Annotated in this window: 12 protein-coding genes; all 12 read right to left on the minus strand. The window is 73.3% G+C overall.

Going from position 1 to position 16,592, the window contains the following annotated elements; translation table 11 throughout:
• Nucleotides 1-26: 26 nt before the first annotated feature.
• The 12 genes from OG906_RS22255 to OG906_RS22310 all read right to left on the minus strand — a co-directional run bounded on the left by OG906_RS22255 (nt 27) and on the right by OG906_RS22310 (nt 16,431).
• Complete coding sequence (locus tag OG906_RS22255; RefSeq protein ID WP_329445208.1) at nt 27-1,616, minus strand: protein phosphatase 2C domain-containing protein; 1,590 nt, start codon at nt 1,614-1,616, stop codon at nt 27-29.
• 3 nt (nt 1,617-1,619) lie between these two features.
• Nucleotides 1,620-4,442 carry a tetratricopeptide repeat protein gene (locus tag OG906_RS22260; protein WP_329445209.1) on the minus strand — a complete coding sequence of 941 codons (2,823 nt, stop codon included), beginning with the start codon at nt 4,440-4,442 and terminating at the stop codon, nt 1,620-1,622.
• Complete coding sequence (locus OG906_RS22265) at nt 4,439-5,800, minus strand: hypothetical protein (RefSeq protein ID WP_329448094.1); 1,362 nt, start codon at nt 5,798-5,800, stop codon at nt 4,439-4,441. Before OG906_RS22265 ends, OG906_RS22260 begins: the two co-directional genes overlap by 4 nt.
• Nucleotides 5,801-5,826: 26 nt before the next feature.
• Nucleotides 5,827-6,891, minus strand: coding sequence for a glutamate ABC transporter substrate-binding protein (locus OG906_RS22270; RefSeq protein ID WP_385636745.1), 1,065 nt, complete (start codon nt 6,889-6,891; stop codon nt 5,827-5,829).
• Between the two features lie 5 nt (nt 6,892-6,896).
• Nucleotides 6,897-8,303 (minus strand): hypothetical protein, encoded by a 1,407-nt coding sequence (locus tag OG906_RS22275; protein ID WP_443067403.1) that lies wholly within the window; start codon nt 8,301-8,303, stop codon nt 6,897-6,899.
• 240 nt (nt 8,304-8,543) lie between these two features.
• Nucleotides 8,544-9,554 (minus strand): N-acetylglucosamine kinase, encoded by a 1,011-nt coding sequence (locus OG906_RS22280; RefSeq protein WP_329445211.1) that lies wholly within the window; start codon nt 9,552-9,554, stop codon nt 8,544-8,546.
• Nucleotides 9,545-10,810: a 6-phospho-beta-glucosidase gene (locus OG906_RS22285; protein ID WP_329445213.1), complete on the minus strand. Its 1,266-nt coding sequence runs from the start codon at nt 10,808-10,810 to the stop codon at nt 9,545-9,547. The genes OG906_RS22280 and OG906_RS22285 overlap by 10 nt, the downstream gene beginning before the upstream one ends.
• Nucleotides 10,811-10,815: 5 nt before the next feature.
• The gene (locus OG906_RS22290; protein ID WP_267799388.1) at nt 10,816-11,670 is read right to left on the minus strand and encodes a carbohydrate ABC transporter permease; all 855 of its coding nucleotides are present in this window, start codon (nt 11,668-11,670) and stop codon (nt 10,816-10,818) included.
• A 1-nt stretch (nt 11,671) separates the two neighbouring features.
• Nucleotides 11,672-12,613 carry a carbohydrate ABC transporter permease gene (locus OG906_RS22295; protein ID WP_267799389.1) on the minus strand — a complete coding sequence of 314 codons (942 nt, stop codon included), beginning with the start codon at nt 12,611-12,613 and terminating at the stop codon, nt 11,672-11,674.
• Between the two features lie 5 nt (nt 12,614-12,618).
• Entirely contained in the window at nt 12,619-13,953 is a 1,335-nt protein-coding gene (locus OG906_RS22300) for an ABC transporter substrate-binding protein (RefSeq protein WP_329445215.1), read from the minus strand.
• A gap of 69 nt (nt 13,954-14,022) precedes the next feature.
• Nucleotides 14,023-15,240 carry an ROK family transcriptional regulator gene (locus tag OG906_RS22305; protein ID WP_329445217.1) on the minus strand — a complete coding sequence of 406 codons (1,218 nt, stop codon included), beginning with the start codon at nt 15,238-15,240 and terminating at the stop codon, nt 14,023-14,025.
• A gap of 123 nt (nt 15,241-15,363) precedes the next feature.
• Nucleotides 15,364-16,431: a mechanosensitive ion channel family protein gene (locus OG906_RS22310; RefSeq protein WP_329445218.1), complete on the minus strand. Its 1,068-nt coding sequence runs from the start codon at nt 16,429-16,431 to the stop codon at nt 15,364-15,366.
• Nucleotides 16,432-16,592 lie beyond the last annotated feature (161 nt).

Genomic DNA, 16,592 nt, shown 5'->3' on the forward strand with positions numbered 1-16,592 from the left:
GACTCCCTCGGAGGATCGGTCGAAGATCAGGCCTGGGCGCGCGGGTCCGCTTCCGCTTGCGGTTCCGGTTGTGCCGCCGGGGTTGCCTCCGGCAGGGCCGCGAACGGCACGACGGCGACTGTGACGTTGTCGTGGCCGCCCCCGTCCAGCGCGTGCCCCACCAGGACCTGTGCGCTGTGCAGCGGTCGGACCGCCGCGTCCCGCGGCAGGATCCGGGCCAGATCCCGTGCGGACTCGGCGTAGTTCCACAGCCCGTCGGTGCAGACCACGACCACGCCCGGGTGGTCCGGCTTGAAGCTGGCGGTGTGCGGTTCGAGGACGTACGCGTCGGCGCCGAGCCAGCCGGTGATGGCGTGGGCCCGGGCGTCGGCGTACGCCTCGGCCTCGCCCATCAGGCCGGCCGCGACCATCTGGGCCGCCCAGGAGTCGTCCTCGGTGAGCCGCCGGGGGAGCGCGGCCCGGTCGTCGGGGACCCAGTACGCGCGGCTGTCGCCCACCCAGCCGATGGTGAGCAGGCCACCGCTGACGACGGCGCCGACCAGGGTGCAGGCGGGGGCGTTCTGGGCGCCGGGCACCTCCGGGGCCAGGGCGTTCACGGCGGCCGCCGCCGCCAGGATCGCCTCGTGCATGGCCTCCTGGGGGTGCGCGCCGCGGGGGAGCGCTTCCAACAGCGCCTCGTTGGCGGCGCCGGCGGCGGCGGCCGAGGCCTCGTCGGGGCGGCTGGCGGACGAGACGCCGTCACAGACGATCGCCACGGTGGCCGCGGAACCGTCGGGGAGGGCCGTCGCGGCCACCGCGAAGGAGTCCTCGTTGCGGTGGTGGCGCAGCCCGCGGTCGCTGACCGCGGCGACGCTGCCGAGTTCCTCCTCCAGGTGGTCGCGCTCGCGGGGCTGGGCGTGACCGCAGTGCTCGCAGTACCCGTCGGTGTCCACCCGGCCGGCGCGGCAGGCCACGCAGGTCTTGCCGGCGTCGCCGCCGGCGGGGTTCGCGGGAGCGGCCGAACTCGCGGGAGCGGCGGGCGCCGGGACGGGCGGGTCGTACCGCTCGCCCGCGTCGCCGAAGCCCTGCGGGGCGGGACCGGCCGGTGCCGCGTGGCCCGGGTCGGGGTGCCCGACAGGGTGCCCGGCCGGAGCGACCGGGGGCTCGGGGTGCCCGGACGGCGGCTCGGCGGCCCCCCACGGGGCGCCCTCGGGAGGCGCGCCGGCGGCGCCGTACGACGCGCCGCGGCCGTCCGACGGCCCCTGCGCGGCGGCGTGGTTCGGCTGCTGTTCCGGGGACGCGCCGTACGGCGGCCCGCCCGGACCCCACGGGGCGTCGGGAGCCGGCCGGGCCGGTGCGCCGGCCCAGCCGGTCGGATCCCCGACGAGGGTCGGCGCGGCGCCCGCGACACTGCCCCAGCCCGGCGCGGGCGCGCCGTCCGGATACCCGGCGGCGCCGCGACCCGCGCCGGCGTCACCCGGCGGGGCGGGTGCGGGCGCGGTGATCGGGAGGGTCGGGTCGGGGTCCGCCGACGCGGTTGGGGAAGAGAGGGCGTATCCGCACACGCCGCAGAAACGGTCCCCCTCTTCCAGGGGCTCAGCGCAGCTGGGGCAGCCCGACGGCCGATGCATCGACATCAATCACACCCACGTCCGGGGACGGAAACGGTTTGCCCGCTCCACCAGTTCGATCCTCTCCTCGCCCCGCTGCGCCAGCCGAGCGAGGACGCGGTACGAGCGCTCCAGGCCGAAGCGCAGCCCCCGCTCGTCCAGTTGACTGCCGAGCAACGAGGTCCGGCCGGGGTCTGCACCCCGGCCACCCGACAGTACCCAGTCCAGCGCCGACCCCAGAACCTCGGTCGACAGCCGTTCGTGGCGTTCGGCGTCGAGCCCGAACCGGGCCAACGCCTCGACCTGCGCGGCAGCCGCCGTCAGGTCGGGCAGCAGCGCCTCCTCAGGGGAGCGGTCGCGCAGGCGTGCCCGTACGGCCGCCACCCGGGCGGCGGTGTAGTGGATCGACGCCTCCGGCACGGATTCCAGGGTGCGCACGGCCCGGGTCCGGTCGCCGGCGGCCAACTGGACCCGCGCCAGCCCGAAGGCCGCGCTGACGAAGCCGGGATCGGTGATCCACACCAGCCGGTAGTACTCGGCGGCGTTGTCCAACTGGCCCAGGACCTCCGCGCACAGGCCCAGGGCCAGCTTCGGCGCCGGCTCGCCCGGGAAGGCGTCGTAGATCGCGTCGAAGGACAGGGCGGCCGTCTCGTCGTCCCCGCTCGCCAGCGAGGCGATGCCGCGCGTCCACACCACCCGCCAGTCGTCCGGATGCCGCAGTTCCAGTTCGATCAGGGCCTGTCCGGCCACGGCCAACTCGCCCAATTCGAGCCGGGCCCGCAGTTCCCGCAGCCGCAACTCGGCCGAGTCGGCGGGCGCCGCGCCCAGCGCGCCGAGCAGGTCGGCGGGAGCGGAGGCGAGCAGACCGGTCAGGAACCCGGCGTTGGGGTCGGCCGGGTCCACCAACGGCACCGGCAGGGCCAGCGCCGCGCTCCGGGCGTCCAGGGTCGCGAGGCCGATGCCGGCGTGCAGCGGCCCGCGGGCCTGCCGGGGCACCGGCGCGGACAGGAGGGTCGGGCCCGGGGCGGGCACGGTCGGGGCGGCCGCCTGCCGGGGCAGGGGGCCGGCCGGGGCCGACACGTGCGTGGCGGTGGTCCCCAGGACGGCCGCCGGGGCGTTCGCGGGCGGGCCCCCCGCGAACACGGACGCCACCGGCCCGGATCCCACCGGGCCCGCCGCCATCGGCCCGGACGCCACCGGTACCGACCCGATGGGTACCGACCCCGTGGGCGCGGGCAACGGCGCGAGCGGTGCGGCGGTGGCGACCGGCGCCGGCGCGGACCGCCCGGCGGTCCGCCCGTGTCGGCCCTTCGGCGCGGTGGAGCGCGCCCCCAGCCGGGACACCTCCGCCCCCGCCCCGTCGGCGAACAACCGGTTGTCCGGGACGCGCAGTTCCGGCCCGAACAGCGTGGACAACTGCGGCCGGGGTTTGCCCGTCTGCAGCGCCACGACCTCGCGCAGCACTCCCGTCAGCTGGTCGGCCATCTCCTGGGCGGAGGCGAACCGCCGCCCGGGATCGGGGTCGGTGGCCCGCACCAGCAGCCGGTAGAAGGACTCGTACCGCCCGAAGACCTCGATGTGCTCGGGATCGGGCAGGGAGTCCACGAACACGTTCGTGTAGCCCTGGAAGTCGAAGGTCAGCACGGCCAGCGTGCGCGCCACCGTGTACAGGTCGGAGGCCACCGACGGGCCCGTCTCCGCGACCTCCGGAGCCTGATAGCCCACGGTGCCGTAGATGGCCGACTCGTCGTCGTCCATCCGGCGGACCGCGCCCATGTCGATGAGCTTCAACTGGTCCTGCTGCTGGATCGCGTTGTCGACCTTGAAGTCGCAGTACAGGAGGTTCCTGCTGTGCAGGTGGCCCAGTGCCTCCAGCGCCTCGATCCCGTACGCGCAGGCCTGTTCCACCGGAAGCGGATCGCGCCTGCCGTCCGGCCTGCGGCGATCGTTGGCGATCTCCTTCAGCGACTTGCCGCCGACGTACTCCATGACGATGTACCCGTCCAGCGAACCCGTCCGCTGGTCCAGGTGCTCCACGAAGTTGTAGATCCGCACGATGTTGGAGTGCTCGATCTCCGCGAGGAACCGCCGCTCGGAGATCGCCGCCTCCATCGCGTCCTGGTCCCCGGTGTCCAGCAGGCCCTTGAGGACGACCCAGCGGTCCGACACCGCCCGGTCCACCGCCAGGTACACCCAGCCGAGGCCGCCGTGCGCGAGGCAGCCCGCGACCTCGTACTGGCCGCGCACCACGTCGCCGGCGCGCAGCTTGGGCACGAAGGAGTACGGGTGCCCGCACTTGGTGCAGAACCCTTCCGTCCGGCCCGGCCGCTCGCCGCGCGCCCGGCCCACCGGGGCCCCGCAGTCCGAGCGGGAGCAGAACCGCTTGCGCTCCGGGACCTCCGGGTTCTCCAGCACCGCCGCCGAGGGATCCGGACGGGGCACCTCCGGTACGTTCACCAGCCCGGCCCCGAGCCGGCCGCGCCCGGAGACCGAGGGCGCCGAACCCGAACTGCGCACCGACACCGAGCGGGTGGACGCGGCCCCCGACAGGGACCGCGACAGCCGGCCGGACACCGAGCGCCGCGAGGACGAGGAACGGGAGGACCGGGAGGAGCGCGCGGACGCCGAGGAGCCCGAACGCTCCGAGCCCCGGGAACCCGCGGAGCCCCGGGAGTCACCGTGGCGCGCCGCGCTCGTCATCCCCGTCGGCGGCGAGACCAGCTCCTCCGCGCCCGCCGCGACGGAGCCGATCGGCGCCAGCCCGCAGGTGTCGCAGTACAGCTCGCCGTCGCCCATGTCCTCGTACGTCCCCGGGCAGCCGGGGCGAACGCACGCGGTTCCGCTCGGGCTCATGCGTCATCCTTCCCCGGCCGGTGGGGCCAGTGTTCGTCGGAGCGGTCCGCGGGCACCGTGCCCGGCGGTGTCGGTGCGTCCCGAGGCGGTGGTGGGGCCGACGATTCGGCCGCCGCCCACTGGTAGCGCAGCACGGCCTCCTCGGCGGCCCGCAGATCGCAGGGAGCGCTCCACAACATCCGCCGGGCCGTGTCGTACCGCTCGATGAGCAGCGGATCCTCCGCCATCCCGAGCCGGGCCACCTTCGCCTTGTACGCGTCCAGCCGGCCGCGCAGCTCCGCCCGCACCGCGAGCGGGGCCGTCACGGCGGTCAACGACTCACGCGCCCTGCGCAGTTCCTCGTCGGCCCGTTCCTCCAGCGACTCCAGCAGGGGCGACAACCGGTGCCACTGCGACTGCCGCCGGTACTCGGCCGCCGCGGCCAACTGTTCCTGCAGGGCGGTCGGCGGCCCGCTGACCGCGGGCACCTCCGACGCCGCGATCTTCGCCAGCACCTCGCCGCGCGCCGTCCGCGCCTCGGCCAGCGTCCGGTCGGCCCGCGAGAGCACGTCCCGCAGGCTGATCAGCCGCTGTTCGGAGTCCTGCCGTACGTCGAGGACCGCCTCGATCTCCCGGCGCACGTCGTCCAGGGCGCGGGCCGCCCGGTCGTAGCGCGCGGTGTCCGGACGGCCGCCGCCCGGGGCGGAACTCCCCGCGGTCGCCGACCAGAACGCCAGCGGATCCGCGATGACCCGCGCGCGCAGCTCCGTCAGCTCGGCGGTGATCTCCTCCAGGTCGTCCCCCGAGGGGTGCTCGCCCGGCCGGATGCCCACGGAGCGCGCCAGGGAGCGCGTGCGGTGCAGCTCGACGGCGAGCAGGTCGATCCGCGCGGGCAGCGCCGACCAGACCGCGTCGGCGGCGACCACCACGTCCAGGGAGGACGCGTACAGCTCGTTCATCCGGGCCACCAGCTCCGCCAGCGACATCCGCTCGGCGAGCGCGGCGCCCTCCAGCCCGGCGCCGGCGATCAGCACACCGGGCCCGCACAGCCGCTCCGTCAGCTCGACCAGGTCCTCGCGGTTCGGCCGGCGACGGCGTTCGCGGATCTCCCGGGCGGCGCGCAGCGCCCCGCTGTAGGCGTCGAAGAGCGTCCACAGCCGGGTGATCGCGGCGTCGGCGGCGGCCCAGCGTTCCTTCGTGACCCCGGTGAGGGCCGCGCCCTCCAGCAGCCGTCGCCCCGAGTGGTCCTGGAGGGCGAGCAGGGAGGTCTCGACCGCCTCGTGCTCCGCGGCGAGGCGGCTGAGCGCACGATCCACCCCGTCCGCGTCCAGGACCGCCGGACCTTCCTGCGGACGCCCCGGTCCGACCACACCGCTCATGTAGGGCTCTGCCTCCGTCACGGGCCTCAGCCGTCCCGGTACTTGGGCGCGGGCGGGGCGGTCACCTTGGGCAGCACGGCCTCCAGGTGCTTGCGGTAGGACTGCATCCAGGGGCTGCCGTCGCCGCCCGCGCGGTAGTCCTCCAGCACCTTGTTGACCCGGCGCACCAGGTCGGAGGCGTCCTTGTTCATGGCGACGCCGTAGAACTCCCGGGTGAACGGGGAGCCGACCAGTTGCACCGACGGGTCCTGCGCCGCCTGGCCTGCGGCGAGCGCGTTGTCCGTGATGATGCCGTCCACCTCGCCGAGCTGGAGGCGCACCAGGCAGTCCAGTTGGTTGGAAACGGACACGGGCCGCGAACCGTACGACTGGGACTTGAGCGCGCTCTCGGCGGTGGAACCGGCCGCCGTGCAGATGCGGCGGCCGTTCAGGGAGGTGTCGTACCCGGTGATCGGCGAACCCTTGGGGGCCAGGACCTGCTGGCCCGCCTCGAAGTAGGCCGTCGAGAAGGCGACGTCCTCCAGCCGCTTGCAGTTGATCGTCATGGTCCGCACGACGACGTCGACGCGGTTCTCCCGGAGCGCCGGCACGCGCTGGCTGGTGGGGATGGCCCGGTAGATCACCGCGTTCTCGTCGCCCAGGATGTCCTTGGCGATGGCCTTCACCAGCGCGATGTCGAAGCCGTCGAGGTGGCCGTCGGGATTGCGGTAGCCCCACTTGAAGCTGTTCTGGTCGACGCCCGCGACGAGCTTGCCCGCCTGCCGGATCCGCTCGATGGTCGGGCCGTCGACGCCGGACGGGCGCAGGCTGGCCTCCGGGTCCTGGCAGGTGTCGGCCGGGCCCGCCGGGGCGATCGCCATCGTGGCGGGCGGCCGGACCGGGCCGGAACCGCCGGTGTCCGGCGTGGCGTGGGCCAGCGGCAGCAGCACGGCGACGGCCGTGACCGCGCAGGCGGCGGCCATCGCGCTCACCCCGCCCCAGCCGCGCAGCCGGCGCGTCACCCGGCGCAGTCCGCTCGCCGCGGGGGCGCCGTCGGCGCCGGTCCGGCCGTCCGTGCCGTGCTCTTGGTCGCGCCCCGCTCGTATCCGCATCGATCTCACCTGTACTCCGAAAGCCTGCGACCGATGCCGAGCAGTGCCGCCGCCGCGCCGACGACCGCCAGGGCCGCCGCTCCCGTCGTCAGCCCGCCCAGCGCCCCGAGTCCACCCCGGGCCGCCTGAGTGAATTCCTTCTGCTCGTGGACCACGGCCTGCTCCAGGGAGGCGTCCACGGTGTCGAAGGAGGCCCCGCTGCTGTCCTTGTGGTCCTTGTCGCCGACCACCTGGACGAGCGCGAGGTCGTAGTCGCCCCGCATGTCGCTCTCCCGGGCCGACGCGTGCCGCTGCTTCCACTGCGTGACACCGGCGACCGCCTTGGAGACCGGCTCCTCGCCGCTGTCGTCGTCGGCCAGCCGCAGCGCCGCCGACAGCCCGGCGGCCAGTTCCTTCATGTTCTTCGTGTAGTCCACGTCGTACTTGTCGGACTTCTTGTCCTCGGCCAGCACCGCGCCCCGCGCGACGAGCGTCAGGTTCTCGTTGGCCCGGGCCTGGAGGGAGGCGATCCGCGCGTCGTTGAGGACCTTGAGGGACTCCTGTCCGTCCGACCGGGCCTCGCTCAGCCCCGATCGTGCGACCGTGGTCCCGACGACGAGCCACAGGAGCACCACGACCGAGGCGGCCGTCGCCGCGACGAGGCCGTGGTTGAAGACCCGGTGGGTGCGCCGGTAGTTGCGTCGCTGCGCCCACGCCAGGGCGCCGATGCCGAGCAGTCCCGCGCCGATCGAGGCGAACGGCCAGGAACGGGCTTCGTCGTAGTCGGTGTAGAGGCGGCCGGTCTCCGCCTCGTAGAGCCGCTGGGCCGCCGGCAGCAGCACGGTGCTCATGCGCTCGTTGGCGTACCGCAGGTAGGCGCCGCCGAGCGGCAGCCCCTGCCGGTTCGTCGCCCGGGCCTGCTCGATCAGCCCGGTGTAGCGGGGCAGCTCCTCGCCGAGGAGCGCGATCTCCTTGCGGGAATCCCCGCCGGCCCCGGTGTTGGCCGCCGCGCTCACCAGCAGCCGGGAGGCGTTGGCGATGTCCTTCTCGTATCTCTGGCGGACCTCGCGGGGTTCCTGGGCGCCGGCGAGGAAGCCGCTGGAGGAGGCCGTGTCCGCGTCCGCGAGCGAGCGGTAGATGCTCGCCGCGTCCGCGCTGAGGGGCTGGCTGTGGCCCACCACGTCGTCGGCCGCGGTGGCACGGTCGGAGATCTCCCACACGGTGACCGCGCCGAACAGCACGACCAAGGCGGCGAGCGCGGCCCCGATGATCCGCAGCCGGCCCGGTTCCGTGGTCGCGGCCTCACGCAGCCGGTCCACGCCCTCGGCCCACGCGGTTCCCCGCCCGGGCGGTTCGGGCGCTCCCGCGGGCGCCCCGGCGGGCGGTGCGGAGACACCGCCGCCGGGCGCGGGCGCGCGTGTTGTGATGGCCACCGTGACCTCCCCCTCGGTCCTGAATTCCCCCAGCCACCGCTGGAAGGTACCCCCGTCGCAGCAGTATGGACGTAGTGGCGGTCAACCACAGCACCCGGTGCCGGCTCTTGGGCGATACGTCCCGAGCCCACCCCCGGTGTCGTCGCCGCGACCCCCACCGCGTCGTTCCCGCCACCCCTTCACCGTCTATACGTCCACGTGACCGCCACGGTTCCAGACGGGACGCCCCCCGGGGCGGGTTCACCCGAAATGGGCACGGAGTTTTTCACGGGCCCCGGCAGGTGCGTCCAGCGCGTCCAGCCCCAGCAGCCCCGCCCCCAGCACCGGCGGGGCCACGATCACCGACATCCGGGCCAGCGGGGCCCGTTCGGCGAGCCCCGTCTCGATCCGCCCGTTCAGCCGCGGATGCCCGGCCGCGAGCACACTGCCGCCCAGCACGACGGGGGCCTCCTCGCCCAGCAGGTCGAGGCGTGCCAACGCCACCGAGGCCATCGCCACCACCTCGTCCGCCTGCCGCTCCACGATCGCCGCCGCCACCGGATCGCCCGCGGCGGCCACCGCGAACAGCACCGGCACCAGTTCGTGCGTCCGCGCCCGGGGCGCCCCGCCCAGGTGCAGGGACTCGATCAACTCGTACATGGAGCCCAGCCCGAAGTGCTCGGGCAGCGCCCGCGCCAGCTCCGTCGGCCCGCCCCGGCCGTCCTCGGCCCGGGCCGCCCACCACAGGGCCTCCTCGGCGAGGCCGCCCCCGCCGCCCCAGTCGCCGGAGATCCGGCCGACCGCCGGGAACCGCGCGGTCCGCCCGTCGGGCAGCATCCCCACGCAGTTGATGCCGGCCCCGCACACCACCGCGACCCCCCGCGGCGGCCCGCTGTCCGGGAGCCCCGCCCGCAGGATGGCGAAGGTGTCGTTGCGGACCTCGGTCGCCGCGCCCCAGCCGCGCGCGCTGATCGCGTCCGCCAGTCGACGTTCCTCGACCGGCAGGTCGGCGTTGGCCAGGCAGGCCGAGACCTGCGCGGCGTACGGGGCGCCCGGCCGCAGCCGGGGCAGTCCGGCGGCCTCGGCGGCCTCCGCGACGGCCCGGCCGAGCACGTCCACGGCCGGTTCGACGCCGACCAGGGGCGGTTGGAAGCCCCCCGACCGACCGGTGCCGAGGACCGTGCCGTCCGCGCCGATCAGCGCCACGTCGGTCTTGCTGTTGCCCGCGTCGACGGCCAGGACCGCCGCCGGGCCGGGCCGGCTCACGCCCATGCCAGGTGCTCCTTGTTGTGCGCGAGCAGCCGGTCGGTCAGCCCCTCGGCGAGGTCGAACTGGCCCACCAGCGGGTGCGCGAGCAGCGCCCGGAAGACCCGCTCGCGCCCCCCGCGCAGGGCCGCGTCCAGCGCGAGGTCCTCGTACGCCGTCACGTGCGAGATCAGCCCGGCGTACAGCGGGTCCGGGCGCGACACGGCCAGCGGCACCGGTCCCGAGCCGTCGACGCGGGCCTGCACCTCGATGACCGCGTCGTCCGCGAGGAAGGGTAGGGTCCCGTTGTTGAGGGTGTTGACCACCTGCACGGACGGGGCGCCGCCGCCCAGCAGCGCCGCCGCCAGGTCCACGGCCGCCTCCGAGTAGAAGGCCCCGCCCCGCTTGGCCAGCAGCGCCGGCTTCTCGTCCAGCGCCGGGTCCCCGTACAGCGCCAGCAGTTCCTTCTCCATCGCGGCGACCTCGGCGGCCCGCGAGGGCTTCTCGCCGAGCTCCCGGACCACCTCGTCGTGGGCGTAGAAGTAGCGCAGGTAGTACGAGGGGACCACGCCCAGCCGGTCCAGCACGGCGCGCGGCAGGCGCAGGTCGGCGGCGACCGCGTCCCCGTGCTCGGCGAGCAGCCCCGGCAGCACGTCCGTGCCCCCGGGACCGCCGAGGCGTACGGCGGTCTCCCAGGTCAGGTGGTTGAGCCCGACGTGGTCGAGGTGGATCTCGGCGGGGGCCACGTCCAGCAGCGCCGCGAACTTCCGCTGGAAGCCGATGGCGACGTTGCACAGCCCGACCGCCTTGTGCCCGGCCTTCAGCAGGGCGCGGGTGACGATGCCGACCGGGTTGGTGAAGTCGATGATCCAGGCGTCCGGGTTGGCGCGCCGCACCCGCTCGGCGATGTCGAGGACCACCGGGACCGTGCGCAGCGCCTTGGCGAGCCCGCCCGCGCCGGTCGTCTCCTGGCCGACGCAGCCGCACTCCAGCGGCCAGGTCTCGTCCTGGAGACGGGCGGCCTGGCCGCCGATCCGCAGCTGGATCAGTACCGCGTCGGCGTCGGCCACGCCCGCGTCCAGGTCGGAGGTGGTGGTGATCAGCCCGGGGTGGTCCTGGCGGGCGAAGATCCGCCGGGCGAGGCCGCCGATCAGCTCCAACCGTTCGGCGGCCGGGTCGATCAGGACCAGTTCGCGGACGGGGAGGGTGTCGCGCAGGCGCGCGAAGCCGTCGATCAGTTCGGGGGTGTAGGTGGAACCGCCGCCCACCACTGCGAGTTTCATCGTGTCTAGCCCTTCACTCCGGTCAGGGTGACTCCCTCGACGAACGCCTTCTGGGCGAAGAAGAAGAGGACGATCACCGGGGCCATGACCAGTACGGTCGCGGCCATGGTCAGGTTCCAGTTGGTGTGGTGCGCGCCCTTGAAGGACTCCAGGCCGTAACTGAGCGTCCAGGCGGCCGGGTTGTCGGAGGCGTAGATCTGGGGGCCGAAGTAGTCGTTCCAGGCGGCGAAGAACTGGAACAGGGCGACGGCCGCGATGCCCGGCTTGGCCATCGGCAGGACCACGCGGAGCAGCGTCCGCACCTCGCCGCAGCCGTCGACGCGGGCCGCGTCCAGGTACTCGTCGGGGATGGTCAGCAGGAACTGGCGCAGCAGGAAGATCGAGAAGGCGTCGCCGAACGCCATCGGGACGATCAGCGGCCACAGGGTCCCGGACAGGTCCAACTGCTTGGCCCAGAAGAGGTACATGGGGATGACCACCACCTGCGGCGGCAGCATCATCATGGCGATCACCAGCAGCAGCGACAGCCGCCGGCCGCGGAAGCGGAACTTGGCGAGCGCGTAGGCGACGGGCACCGAGGACACCACGGTCAGCAGTGTGCCGAGTCCGGCGTACAGCAGCGTGTTGCGCCACCAGGTCAGGAAGCCGGGGGTGTTCCAGACCTGGACGTAGTTGTCCCACTCCCAGGTGCGCGGCCACAGGTCGCGGGTCAGCGCCTGCTGGTCGCTCATCAGCGAGGTGAGGAAGAGGAAGACGAAGGGGAGGACGAAGAACAGGGCGGCGGCCACCCCCAGGGAGTGCACCGCGACCCAGTGCAGCAGCGGCTTGCGGCCCCGGGGGAGTGCGGTCGAGTCGGCCATGTCAGTCACCGGATCCGATCAGTCCGCCACGGCGGCGCATGAGGAGCGCGGTGAAGGCCATGGAGAGGGCGAAGAGGACCAGCGCCACCACGGACGCGCTCCCGTAGTCGAAGCGCTGGAAGCCGACGTTGTAGACGACCTGCGGCAGCGTCAGCGTGGACCGGTCGGGGTAGCCGGGCTCGAACTGCTGCCCCGAGCCGCCGATGACGCCCGCCGCGACCTTCCCCGCCACCAGCGGCTGGGTGTAGTACTGCATCGCCTGGATGACCCCGGTGACCACCGCGAACAGGATGATCGGAGAGATGTTCGGCAGGGTGATGTGCCGGAACCGGGCCCAGGCACCGGCCCCGTCCAGCTCGGCGGCCTCGTACTGCTCCCTCGGTACGTCGAGCAGCGCGGCCATGAAGATCACCATCAGGTCGCCCACGCCCCACACGGCGAGCACGGTCAGCGCCGGCTTGGACCAGTCGGCGTCGGTGAACCAGCCGGGCGTGGGCAGCCCCACCGAGTCCAGCAGCACGTTTCCCGGCCCGGTCCCCGGGTTGAGCAGGAAGACGAAGGCCAGGGTGGCGGCCACCGGCGGGGCCAGGTAGGGCAGGTAGAACAGGGTCCTGAAGATTCCGGCGCCCGTCTTGATCCGCGTGATGAGCAGGCCGACGCCGAGGCCGAAGACGACCCGGCAGCTCACCATCACCACGACCAGCCAGAGCGTGTTGCGCATCGCGGGCCAGAACAGCGGATAGTCCGAGAACACGTACGCCCAGTTGTCCAGGCCGTTGAAGACGGGCGGACGGAAGCCGTCGTACCGGGTGAAGGAGAAGTACACGGTGGACAGCAGCGGGTAGGCGAAGAACACCGCGAACCCGATCAGCCAGGGCGACATGAAGGCCGCGGTGCGCAGCCGCGCCCTGCGGCGCTTCGCCCGCAAGGTGTGCGTGGTCATCGGGGCTACTTGGCCTTCGCGATGTCGGTGTCGATCTGCCGGTCGGCAGCGGCCAGACCGGCCGAGATGTCGGGCACGTCGCCCTTCTCGACCCGGTACGCGAAATCCTGGAAGGTCAGTTGGTAGGTGCCGCCGTCGGCCTGGGCCGGCGTGGTGCCCGATGCGGGGTGCCGGGCGATGTCGATGAAGGTCCGGAACTCGGGGGTCACCCGGAGCCGCGGGGACTCCAGCGCGGCCAGTGTGGAGGGCACGTTGTGGATGGCGTTGGCGAAGTCCACCACCGCGTCGGTGTCGGTGGTCATGTACTTCACCAGCTCCCAGGCGGCGTTCTGCTTCCTGCTCGCCGCGGAGATGCCCATGACCGTGCCGGAGAGGTAGCCCTTGCCGTACTCGGCGAGCCGGTCGTCCGGGACGGGCAGCGGCGCCGTCCCGATCTCGAACGTCACCCCGGCCTCCTTGGCCATCGCGGGGCGCCACTCGCCGTCGATCTGCATGGCGACCTGGCCCCGGTGGAAGGGGTGTTCGGCGCTCCACTCGTCACCGAAGGTGCTGCGGAAGCGCTCCAGCTTCTCGTAGCCGCCCAGCTTGGCGACCAGGTCCTTCTGCGCGGTCAGCATCTTCGCGAAGCCCGGGTCCTCGGCCAGGTTGGACTTGCCCCGCGCGTCGAAGTATTTCGGGCTCCACTGCGCGGCCAGCCGCATCGGGGTGGTCTCGTAGCCGTGGAAGGTCGGCATGACGCCGAGCCGGTCGTAGGTGTCCCCGCGGGCCACCGTCAGTTTCTGCGCGACCTCGACGAACTCGCTCCAGGTCTTGGGGGGTGCGGTGATCCCGGCGGCGGCGAAGGCGGTCTTGTTGTAGACGAGGCCGTACGCGTCGTTCAGCAGCGGCAGCGTGCACTGGTTGTCGTTGAACCGGGTGTACTCCAGCAGGGTCTTGGGGAAGACCTTCGTCCTGTCGACGCCGGACTTGGCGAGGAAGGGGTTCAGGTCCGCGAAGGCGCCGGAGTTGCAGAACTTGCCGACGCTGTCGGTGGTGAAGGAGGAGACCACGTCGGGGGCCTTGTCACCGCCCGCGCGCAACGCCTGGTTGATCTTGTCGTCGGTCATGTTGCCCGTGACCTGGACCTTGATGTTGGGGTGTGCCCGCCGGAAGCGGTCGATGTTGTCCTCGATGGCCTTCACCTCGCCGGGCGCGGACCAGCCGTGCCAGAAGTTGAGGGTGACCTCGGCCTTCGGGTCGTCCGCGGCGGCGGATCCGGCCTGGCCCGTACAGGCGCCGGCGAGGACGGATATCGCCGTGAGGAGCGCGGCTGTGAGGATCGGTCGTCCGGTTCTGGGCATGGCGGGGCTCGCTCTCTGCGTGAGGAACTTCCGTGAGGGGTGCCGCGGTGGATCGGGAGGAGGGAGGTGTCAGCGCGGGGGCTGGTGCAGGGGCCGGCGGGAGGTGTCGAAGACCTCGTCGCGGGTCGTGGCCAGGGCGCTCTCCAACGCGCCCCGCAGGACGGGCCGCTCGCGCACCTCGCCGGCGACCAGGCGGGGGCGGGAGGGGGCCAGCTCGGCGAGTTCGGTCTCCAGCAGGGCGTGCAGCGGTGCGCCGCCCGCACCGATCAGGGCCCCCGACAGGACCACGATCTCCGGGTCGAGCACGGAGACCAGCGAGGCCAGACCCGTCGCGAGGACGGTGGCGTACGAGCGGAGGAAGCCCAGGTGCGCGCCCTCGGGCTCGGCGGCGGCCCGCTCCAGCAGCGCGACGCCGACGGCGACCTCCGGGCCGGTCGGGACGTCGATGCCCAGCTCGGCGGCGAGCCGGGGCAGCACCTGTACGCCCGCCAGTTCCTGGTAGCCGCCGGTGTTGGCGCGGGCGACCTGCCGGACCAGGGGGTGTCCGGGCACGGGGAGGAAGCCGACCTCGCCCGCGCCGCCCGTCCAGCCGCGGTGCAGCCGGCCGCCGAGCACCAGGGCGGCGCCCAGACCCTCCTCGTTCCACAGCAGGACGAAGTCCTCGTGGCCGCGGGCGGCGCCGAGCCGCTGTTCGGCGACGGCGGCCAGGTTCACGTCGTTCTCGTACTCGACGGGCATCGGCAGCGCCGCCGCCAGCTCGTCGAGGAGGGTGGGGGAGTGCCAGCCGGGGAGGTGGCTGGCGTACCGCAGCCGGCCGGTCTGCGGGTCGAACGCGCCCGGGGTGGCGATGACGAGGCGGTGCAGGTCGGAGCGCTGGAGCCCGGCGGCCTTGACGGCCTCGCCGAGCGCCTCGGTGACCTGGTCGACGGCGCCCGTGCCCTCGGCGTAGGGGAGTTCGAAGCTGCCGACCACCGTGCCGGCCAGATCGGCCACGGCCGCGACGACCCGCTCGGGGGTGACGTCCAGCCCGCCGACGTGCGCGGCCCGGGCGTTGAGCGTGTACAACTGGGCGCTCGGACCGGGGCGGCCGCCGTCGGTGCCGGTGGCCACGACCAGTTCGGCCTCCTCCAGCCGGGCCAGCAGTTGGGAGGCGGTCGGCTTGGACAGTCCGGTCAGCCGGCCGATCCGGGTCCGCGACAGGGGGCCGTGCGTCAGCAGCAGCTCCAGGGCGGCACGGTCGTTCATGGCGCGCAACAGGCTGGGCGTTCCGGGGGTGGCGGCGGGCATGGAGCGTTTCTCCCTCACCGAGATGAACTGTTAGGTAAGTTTCCTATCACCGTTCGAGCCCTGTCAATGGCGCTGCCCCGCAGGATGTGACCTGCGGGGCAGCGGAAGGGGTGGGTGCGCCGGCTACTTGGTGATCCGGGGGTTGCCGGGCGCGCTCGGTCCGGGGATCGGCGTGGTGGCCAGAGCCTGCGGGGACGTCGGGTTCGACATCGCCGACGGCGCCGCCACGGAGGCCGACGGGTCGGCGGCCTCCTCGGCCTCCTCCGCGTCCGGCAGCCCGCCGATGATCCGGATGCCCGCCGCGTCGAAGGCCTCCTTGATCCGCCAGCGCAGCTCGCGCTCCACGGCGAACTGCTGCCCCGGCATCGTCTTCGCCGACACCTTCACCGTCATCGAGGCCAGCAGCACCTCGTCCAGACCCAGTACCTCCACCGGACCCCACAGACGCTCGTCCCACGGGGACTCCTTCGCCATGGCGTCCGCGACCTCCTGGACCACCTCGCGCAGGCGGGAGAGCCGCTCGGTCGGCTTGACCTGCACGTCGACGCCCGCCGTGGCCCAGCCCTGGCTGAGGTTGCCGATCCGCTTGATCTCGCCGTTGCGGACGTACCAGATCTCGCCGTTGTCCCCGCGCAGCTTCGTCACGCGCAGCCCGACCTCGATGACCTCACCGGAGGCCACCCCCGCGTCGATCTTGTCGCCGACGCCGTACTGGTCCTCGAGGATCATGAACACGCCGGACAGGAAGTCCGTCACCAGGTTCCGCGCGCCGAAACCGATCGCCACACCGGCCACACCGGCACTCGCCAGCAGCGGCGCGAGATCGATCTTCAGCTCGGCGAGCACCATCAGCACCGCCGTGCCGAGGATCAGGAACGAGGCCACCGACCGCAGCACCGAACCGATCGCCTCGGACCGCTGACGCCGGCGCTCCGCGTTGACCAGCAACCCGCCCAGCGTCGTCCCCTCGACGGCCGCCGCACCCCGGTTCATCCGGGATATGAGCTTGGTCAGCGACTTGCGGATCACCGAGCGGAGCGCGAACGCGATCACCAGGATGAAGACGATCCGCAGCCCCATGGCCAGCCAATCGGCCCAGTTCTGCTCGATGAAGTCCGCGGCGTTCGTGACGCTCTCCGCGGCGTCGTCGGTGGTCGCTGCCAGCGGTAGCAGGGTGGCGGGCGAGGGCACGGCGGGAACCTCCAGGCATAGCGGTCTGTCCGCGAGAGGTTTGTGCGGGCAGACCAACCACACTAACGGGGCACTCGCCCGACCTTGTTGTCGTCCGCGGGGGAGAGACCAGACTCACCCGGGGAGAAGGCGGGTGTGGTTGAAAACACCCCGGACCCGTT

Source organism: Streptomyces sp. NBC_01426 (assembly GCF_036231985.1).
Lineage (GTDB): Bacteria > Actinomycetota > Actinomycetes > Streptomycetales > Streptomycetaceae > Streptomyces.

Excerpts from the sequence above, each read along its gene's own strand:
- OG906_RS22295 (WP_267799389.1), bottom strand. The coding sequence starts at position 12,613 with ATGACCACGCACACCTTGCGGGCGAAGCGCCGCAGGGCGCGGCTGCGC.
- OG906_RS22265 (WP_329448094.1), bottom strand. The coding sequence starts at position 5,800 with ATGAGCGGTGTGGTCGGACCGGGGCGTCCGCAGGAAGGTCCGGCGGTC.
- OG906_RS22280 (WP_329445211.1), bottom strand. The coding sequence starts at position 9,554 with ATGGGCGTGAGCCGGCCCGGCCCGGCGGCGGTCCTGGCCGTCGACGCG.
- OG906_RS22270 (WP_385636745.1), bottom strand. The coding sequence starts at position 6,891 with ATGCGGATACGAGCGGGGCGCGACCAAGAGCACGGCACGGACGGCCGG.
- OG906_RS22285 (WP_329445213.1), bottom strand. The coding sequence starts at position 10,810 with ATGAAACTCGCAGTGGTGGGCGGCGGTTCCACCTACACCCCCGAACTG.
- OG906_RS22255 (WP_329445208.1), bottom strand. The coding sequence starts at position 1,616 with ATGTCGATGCATCGGCCGTCGGGCTGCCCCAGCTGCGCTGAGCCCCTG.
- OG906_RS22290 (WP_267799388.1), bottom strand. The coding sequence starts at position 11,670 with ATGGCCGACTCGACCGCACTCCCCCGGGGCCGCAAGCCGCTGCTGCAC.
- OG906_RS22305 (WP_329445217.1), bottom strand. The coding sequence starts at position 15,240 with ATGCCCGCCGCCACCCCCGGAACGCCCAGCCTGTTGCGCGCCATGAAC.
- OG906_RS22260 (WP_329445209.1), bottom strand. The coding sequence starts at position 4,442 with ATGAGCCCGAGCGGAACCGCGTGCGTTCGCCCCGGCTGCCCGGGGACG.
- OG906_RS22300 (WP_329445215.1), bottom strand. The coding sequence starts at position 13,953 with ATGCCCAGAACCGGACGACCGATCCTCACAGCCGCGCTCCTCACGGCG.